Origin of the sequence: Nonomuraea zeae (assembly GCF_005889725.1) — a bacterium.
GTDB lineage: Bacteria > Actinomycetota > Actinomycetes > Streptosporangiales > Streptosporangiaceae > Nonomuraea > Nonomuraea zeae.
Window position 1 is genome coordinate 20,754 of sequence record NZ_VCKX01000161.1, and the last position, 6,676, is coordinate 27,429.

Consider the following 6,676-nt stretch of genomic DNA (forward strand, 5'->3'; position numbering starts at 1 on the left):
AATAAATCCGCTGATCAGCGTACCTATCCGGATGAGACCTGAGCGACCGGCCCTTCAAATCTGTACAACCGCAGGTCACCGGTATCGACTACCACCCTCGCACTCCGTAGCCAGACACCGAACCGCTCCCGCTCTTCCCCTGTCCCTCCGTCGACTATCACATAGCGAAACCCGGCAGCCGGCAGGTCGGGTGAAGACCCTTCTAGTACGCGTTCTACCTCCTGCGCACGCGGGTCCTCGCTCTTCACGACCAGGTTCCCGACCCGTACGGCGTCGTTGGAGACCACCCGCCGCCCGGGAACGGCGAAGTAGCGCTGCGCCGGATCCAGCACCGCCCGCCCCCCGTTCCACGGGAACTGCCGGTACGACTCGAACGGCAGCACCAGCACGTCCCCGGCCGCCTGATCGCCGCTGATGGCCGCGCGGGCCACCGTCCAGCTCTCGGGGTAGGGCACCGCGCCGAGGGCTCCCAGCGAGCCCCAAGCCATCGTCGGCAGCACGGCCACCGGCACGAGGGCCATCGCCCCCGCCCAGGCCCGGTTGCGGCCCACGGCGGCGGTCAGCAGCCCGAGCCCCAGGGCCGCCGCCAGCGCCAGCGGCGCGATGAACTGCTGGGCGTCCCTGAGCACCGCGAACCCGCCCCACACCCCGATGACCCACGCGAACGCCTGCCGGCCGGGCTCGCTCACCCCCAGGCACGCCACGCCCAGCCCGACGGCCGCCGCCACGGCCAGGCCCCGCTTGTACGGCACCTCGCCGCGCAGGAAGAACACCAGCCCGGCCAGCGTGAGCAGGAGCCTGGCCACCGCCCCCGCCCAGGTCTCGTAACCGGGCGGCACCGCGTGCGCGTTCCAGATCCCGCCGAGCGACAGCAGGCTCCCCACCGCGCCGAACGGCGTGTCCGCCCGCGCCGCGAACGCCGCCACCCCCACCGCGTCGCCGTCGATCCCCTGAGGCCGCAGCGCGGTCGGCACCAGCCACGGCAGGCTGAACACCGCCAGCACCCCCGCCACCCGCGCGACCGCCCTCCAGCGCGGGACCGCGACGGGCAGCGCCGTGATCGCGGTGATCGTCATCGCCGCGAACCCGCCGACCGCCGCCGGCAGCATGGCCGCCGCCACCCGGCGCTCCGACCACACGGCCCGCACCACCCAGGGCAGGCCCGCGTACCCGAGCAGCAGCGCCCACTGCCCCATCAGCAGCCGCTCGGCCACGTACGGGTTCCACACGTAGAACGTCCCCGCCACCAGCCTGGGCCCGAGCGAGTCCGCCGGCAGCAGCAGCGCGGCGCCCGAGCAGCCCAGGACGAAGATCGCCAGCAGGATCAGCTTCTGCACCAGCTCGGCGGGCAGCACCAGCGACAGCGCGGTCACCACGGCGTCGCTGGGCACCACCCGCGCGGCCCCGCCGGCCAGCCCGAACGTGAACAGGGAGAACTCCGGGTCCGGCACGAACACCATGTCCTGGAGCAGCGTGAACCCCCAGCCCAGCGCCGGGCCGAGGGCCAGGCAGCCGAGGGCGAGCCCGAGGAGGGCTGAGACGAGCCCGGCTCGGGACGCGTGCGGCATCCCGCTATGACATCACAAGCGTGCTACGGCCATTCCCCGGCCGAGCCCCGTCTGGTTACCCTTCGCCAGGAGGCGCGGGGTGATGACGAGCGTGACGACGTCCGGGGCACGTCAAGAGTTGCGCGAGCGGTTGGGCGAACGGCTGCGCGGCGGCGACGCCGTGCTCGCCGCCGGGCTGCTGATGGTCGCGGTGCAGCTCATGTGGAAGTTCGACCTGGTCAGGCGGACCTACTTCCGGCAGGACGACTTCATGTTCATCGCCAGGGGGCTGGAGAACCAGCTCTCCTGGGACTACCTCATGCGGATCGACTTCGGCCACCTGATGCCGGGGGCTTTCGCGATCCACTGGGCGATGGGACGGCTCGGCGTCTACAACGACGTCCTCGCGCACGGGCTCGCGATCGGGCTGCAGGCGGCGGCCGGGCTGGCGCTGCTGCGGCTGCTGCGGCTGCTGTTCGGGACCCGGCCGGCGATCCTCGTGCCGCTCGGGTTCTACCTGCTGACGCCGATGACGGTACCGGGCCTGTCGTGGTGGGCGGTGGTGGCGGAGACCCTGCCGTTCCAGATCGCGCTGCCGATGGCGCTCGCCTCGCACGTGCTCCACACCCGGACCGGGCGGTTCAGGCACGCCGTGGCGGCGGCGGGCTGGACGGTGCTCGGGATGGTGTTCTTCGTGAAGGCGCCGTTCATCCCGGTGCTGGCGTTCGTGCTCACGCTCGGCTGGCTCGGCGGGGCGCGGACGCGCCGCGTGTGGCTGCTCTACCTGGGCGTGCTCGTGCCGTACGCCGTGGTGTTCTTCCGCCAGCTGTTCACCTCCGTGCAGCTCACGAACGTGACGTTCGAGCCGTCGCTGCCGAGCGCCGAGGTCGCGGTGAAGTCGGCGTGGACGCTGCTGACCGGCTCTCTCGTGCCGACGTCGCTGGGCGGGCCGTGGCGCTGGCAGCCGATCGGCGAGGACTACGCGCTGGCCGCCACGCCGCCCGCGCTCATGTGGGCGAGCCTCGCCGTCGCGGTCGCCGCGGTGACCGTGTCCGTGCTCTGGCGGCGGCGGGCCTGGCTGGCCTGGCTCACGTTGCTGGGCTACTTCCTGCTGGCCGACGTGGTGCCGATCATGCTGGGGCGGGTCGAGATGCTCGGTCCTGATCTGAGCGGATTCGAGCTCCGGTACGTCTCCTCCACCGCCGTGGTCGTGGCCCTGGTCATCGGGCTGGCGTTCATCCCGGTCCAGGGCGAGGAGCGGCCCTGGCACCGTCCCGCGGTCCGGCTCAGATGGGTGTGGGTGCCGGTGGCGGCGGTGTTCGCGGCGGGCTCGGTGTGGTCGGTCGCCGCCTACGCCGACCGGCCGCTCGGCCGCAACGTCCAGAGCTACGTGGAGACCGGCGTGCAGGCGCTCGCTTCGGTCCCCGCCGGCACGGTCGTCCTGGACACGTACGTGCCGGACAAGGTGGCCTTCCCGGTGTTCTTCTACGACTACGCCCGGCACTCCAAGCTGCTCGGCCCGGCCGTGCCGCACGCGATCTCCTGGACCAGGCGGCTCTCGGGCCCGGTGGCCGACCCGCTCATCTTCGACCCGCAGGGCCGGCTGCGCCCGCTGCGCATCGACGGCGCGACGATCCCCGCCCGCGCGTCCTGCGTGCCCGTCGGCGAGGCCGAGGTGCGGTTCCCGCTGCCGGCCCCGCTGCGGGACGCCGAGTACACCGTCCAGGTCTCCTACCTGAACGGCGCGGAGACCACGCTGAACGTGCGGCTGGGCCTCGCGCACGGCTCCGCGCCGGCCGGGCGGGACCTGGGCAGCACCTTCGTCCCGATCACGGGCGGCGGGAACGAGCTGGCCGTCCGCACGGACGGCGGCACCTCCTGCGTCGGCGAGATCAGGATCGGGGTGCCCGCCCCGCTTGAGAACGGCCCGGCCATCCCCCCACAGCCCGTGGGGGGATAGCGGGGAGGGCTACTTGCCCGGCTCCGGGTCCCTCGGCAGGCCCAGCATGCGCTCGGCGATGATGTTGAGCTGCACCTCGGTGGTGCCGCCGTAGATGGTCATGGCCCTGGTGGCCAGCACCGCCCTGTTCCAGTAGCCCGCGTCGCCGAGCTTCATGTCGGCGGCCACCACGGCGGCGGCGCCGAGCAGGTCGACGGCGGTCTCGGAGACGTGCTGGGCGTGCGAGGTGGACAGCAGCTTGCGCACGGACGCGTCCGCGCCCGGCTCGGACCCGGCGAGCTGCTTGAGCGTGACCCGCAGCGACAGGGCGCTGATCGAGTGGCCCTCGCAGACGACCCCGGCGACCTCCTGCTCCTCGGCCGGCGTGAGCTCGCGGCCCAGCCTGCCGATCAGGCCCAGCAGGTCGGGCACGGACGCGCCGGTGCCGCCCGAGCCGGACGACAGCGAGACGCGCTCGTTCGAGAGCGTGTTGCGCGCGACCTTCCAGCCCTCGCCGACCTCGCCCACGACCAGGTCGTCGGGAACGAAGACGTCGTCGAGGAAGACCTCGTTGAACAGGTTCTCGCCGGTCATCTCGGTCAGCGGCCTGACCGTGACGCCGGGGGCCTTCATGTCGACCAGGAAGTAGGTGATGCCCTCGTGCTTGGAGCCCTCGTTCGAGTTGCGGGCGATGCAGATGCCCCACTCGGCCACGTGGGCGACCGAGGTCCAGATCTTCTGGCCGTTGAGCCGCCAGCCGCCCTCGACCTGCTCCGCCTTCATCTGCAGCGAGGCCAGGTCGGAGCCGGCGCCGGGCTCGGAGAAGAGCTGGCACCAGATCATCTCGCCGCTGAGCGTCTTGGGCAGGAAGCGCTCCTGCTGCTCGGGCGTCCCGTACGTGGCGATGGACGGCACCACCCAGGCACCGATGATCATCGCGGGCAGCCGGACCCTGGCGGCCTTGAGCTCCTGGGCGATCAGCACCTGCTCCAGGGGCTTGGCGTCGCGGCCCCACGGCTTGGGCAGGTGGGACATGACGAACCCGCGGCTCGCCAGGGCCCGCTTCTGCTCCTTGCCTTCGAGCGCGGCGATCTCGGCGATCTCGGCGCGGAGCGACTCGCGCAGCTCCTCGGCGTCCTCGGGCAGGTCGATCTCCATCTCGCGGGAGACGCCCTGGAGGGACAGGGAGGTCACCGTGGCGGCCCACTCGGCCGACGGGCCGAGCAGGGCCCGCAGGGTGAGCGCGCGGCGGTAGTAGAGGTGGACGTCGTGCTCGAAGGTGTAGCCGATGCCGCCGAACGTCTGGATGGCGTCCTTGGCGCACTGGACCGCGGCGTCGGGAGCCATCACCCCGGCGACGGCGGCGGCGAACTCGAGCTCCTTGCCCTCCGCCCTGGTCGCGTCCCAGACGGTGGCGCGGGCCTGCTCCAGAGCGACCAGCATGCGCGAGAGCTTGTGCTTGATGCCCTGGAACTGGCCGATCGGGCGGCCGAACTGGACGCGTACCTTGGCGTATTCGGCGGCGGCGGTGACGCACCACGAGGCCAGGCCCGCCGCCTCGGCGCCGAGCAGGATCGCGGCCAGGTTGAGCACGTCGGGGCCCTCGACCCCGTCGAGAACCCGCTCGTCCGGCACGGTCACGTCCGACAGCTCCACCTTGGCCACCGGCCTGGTCAGGTCGAGCGACCTGATCGTGGTGACCGTGGCGGCGGAGGCGTCGATCGCGATCCACTCCTCGCCGTCGGAAGTGGTCACCGGCAGCACGAGCACGTCCGCCAGCGAGCCGCCGAGCACGGGCTCGGCCGTGCCCGACACGACCAGCGAGCCGTCGTCGGCCCGGGTGCCGCTCAGCGCGCCGGTCAGGGCGACCGCGCCGGTGAGCGTACCGTCGCCCAGTCGCTCCAGCAGGTCGCGCCGCTTGGAGGCGTGAATGACCGCGCTGGCCAGCACGGTCGGCACGTAGGGCCCCGGCGCCAGCCGCTCGGCCATCGCCTCGACGGCCACGGCCGTCTCCAGCAGCCCGTAGCCCGACCCGCCCGACTCCTCGGGCAGGTGGAGGCCGAGCAGCCCCTGCTCGGCGAGGCCCGACCAGAACGCGGGGCGTTCGTCCGCCCCGGTCCGCGGCAGCTCCGAGGGCACGTTGCGCTCCGCCCAGCCGCTCACCGAATCGCGGAGCGCCTCATGCTCCTCGCTCAACCCGATCGCCATCTGCTCATCCTCCAGCCAGGTACGGGTGCATCCCCAGAATCATATTCTAGAGCATGCTTCTGGCCTAGACGGCCGCCTTGACCTCAGAACGGCCCATAGCGACCTGGATTGGCTCAGAGGGGCCGAACCTGCGTGATGAGCGTGTTCAGGTCGGGCCAGCGGGTCTTGTTCGACTCGGGGATCGAGGCCATCAGCATGGCGGGCTTGGTCTTGCCCACTTCGACGATCGTCACCATGGCCTGGGCGACCTGCTGCTTGCCGTTGACGGTGAAGGTGACCTTGAAGCCGAGCGACCAGCCCTTGCCGACCGGGATCTTCTGGGAGCCGGTCCAGGCCAGGGTGGCGCCCTTGGGGTACTGGGTGCGCATCGCCCAGCGGGCCGCCTGGGTGGCGATCTCGCGGTAGTCGGCGTTCGTGGAGGGCTTCGTGGTGGGCGAGTCACCGGGGAACATGGCCGAGGCGACCACCGTGTGCGGGATGGCCACCTTGCCGATGCGCTGCGCGATCGAGAACGGCGGGAACGACTTCGCCTTCCACGGCGAGGCCAGGCGCGGGTAGGTGATCCCGACCGTCTTGTCGGTGATGAGCCCGGAGACCAGGGACGCCGTGCCCGAGAGGGTGGCGAACTTCTTGCTCTCCGGCACCGGCGGCAGCACGATCGGGCTCTCGGAGACGGTGGGGCTGGGCGACGCCGACGGGGTCGCGCTGGCGCTGGGGACCGGCGCGACGGGGACGACCTGCTCCGACGACTGCTTGTTCGCGGGCACGTCGCCCGAGAACAAGACGAAGATCAGCACCACGGCCAGGACGGTGCCGAGGATGGCGCCGATCAGGTAGACGACCTTGATGGGGATGTCGCCGAGCCGCCTGGCCGGAGGCTTGGACGGGAGCTGCATCGGATGGTGCGGGGGCAGCTGCGGCCGCGGCTGGGACTCTGTCTCTTATACACAGCTGATGCTGCCGACGATACGACTTATTGTCC

At 71.8% G+C, this 6,676-nt stretch carries 4 protein-coding genes; 1 reads left to right on the top strand and 3 read right to left on the bottom strand.

Features of this window, described 5'->3' with window-relative positions; translation table 11 throughout:
* Positions 1-23: 23 nt before the first annotated feature.
* On the bottom strand, positions 24-1,568 hold the full coding sequence (locus ETD85_RS38270; protein ID WP_138694721.1) for an MmpA family trehalose lipid delivery protein: 1,545 nt from the start codon (positions 1,566-1,568) through the stop codon (positions 24-26).
* Between the two features lie 82 nt (positions 1,569-1,650).
* Here ETD85_RS38270 and ETD85_RS38275 point away from each other — a divergent pair, with 82 nt between their 5' ends.
* Positions 1,651-3,507, top strand: a complete 1,857-nt coding sequence (locus ETD85_RS38275) for a hypothetical protein (RefSeq protein ID WP_138694722.1) — start codon at positions 1,651-1,653, stop codon at positions 3,505-3,507.
* A 9-nt stretch (positions 3,508-3,516) separates the two neighbouring features.
* Here ETD85_RS38275 and ETD85_RS38280 read toward each other — a convergent pair whose 3' ends face one another.
* Positions 3,517-5,694, bottom strand: a complete 2,178-nt coding sequence (locus ETD85_RS38280) for an acyl-CoA dehydrogenase family protein (RefSeq protein WP_138694723.1) — start codon at positions 5,692-5,694, stop codon at positions 3,517-3,519.
* Positions 5,695-5,807: 113 nt separating this feature from the next.
* On the bottom strand, positions 5,808-6,590 hold the full coding sequence (locus ETD85_RS38285) for a hypothetical protein (protein WP_138694724.1): 783 nt from the start codon (positions 6,588-6,590) through the stop codon (positions 5,808-5,810).
* Between the last annotated feature and the right edge of the window lie 86 nt (positions 6,591-6,676).

What these genes read in the sequence shown, in the direction of transcription:
- ETD85_RS38270 (WP_138694721.1), bottom strand. Translation starts at nt 1,568, where the DNA reads ATGCCGCACGCGTCCCGAGCCGGGCTCGTCTCAGCCCTCCTCGGGCTC.
- ETD85_RS38275 (WP_138694722.1), top strand. Translation starts at nt 1,651, where the DNA reads ATGACGAGCGTGACGACGTCCGGGGCACGTCAAGAGTTGCGCGAGCGG.
- ETD85_RS38280 (WP_138694723.1), bottom strand. Translation starts at nt 5,694, where the DNA reads ATGGCGATCGGGTTGAGCGAGGAGCATGAGGCGCTCCGCGATTCGGTG.
- ETD85_RS38285 (WP_138694724.1), bottom strand. Translation starts at nt 6,590, where the DNA reads ATGCAGCTCCCGTCCAAGCCTCCGGCCAGGCGGCTCGGCGACATCCCC.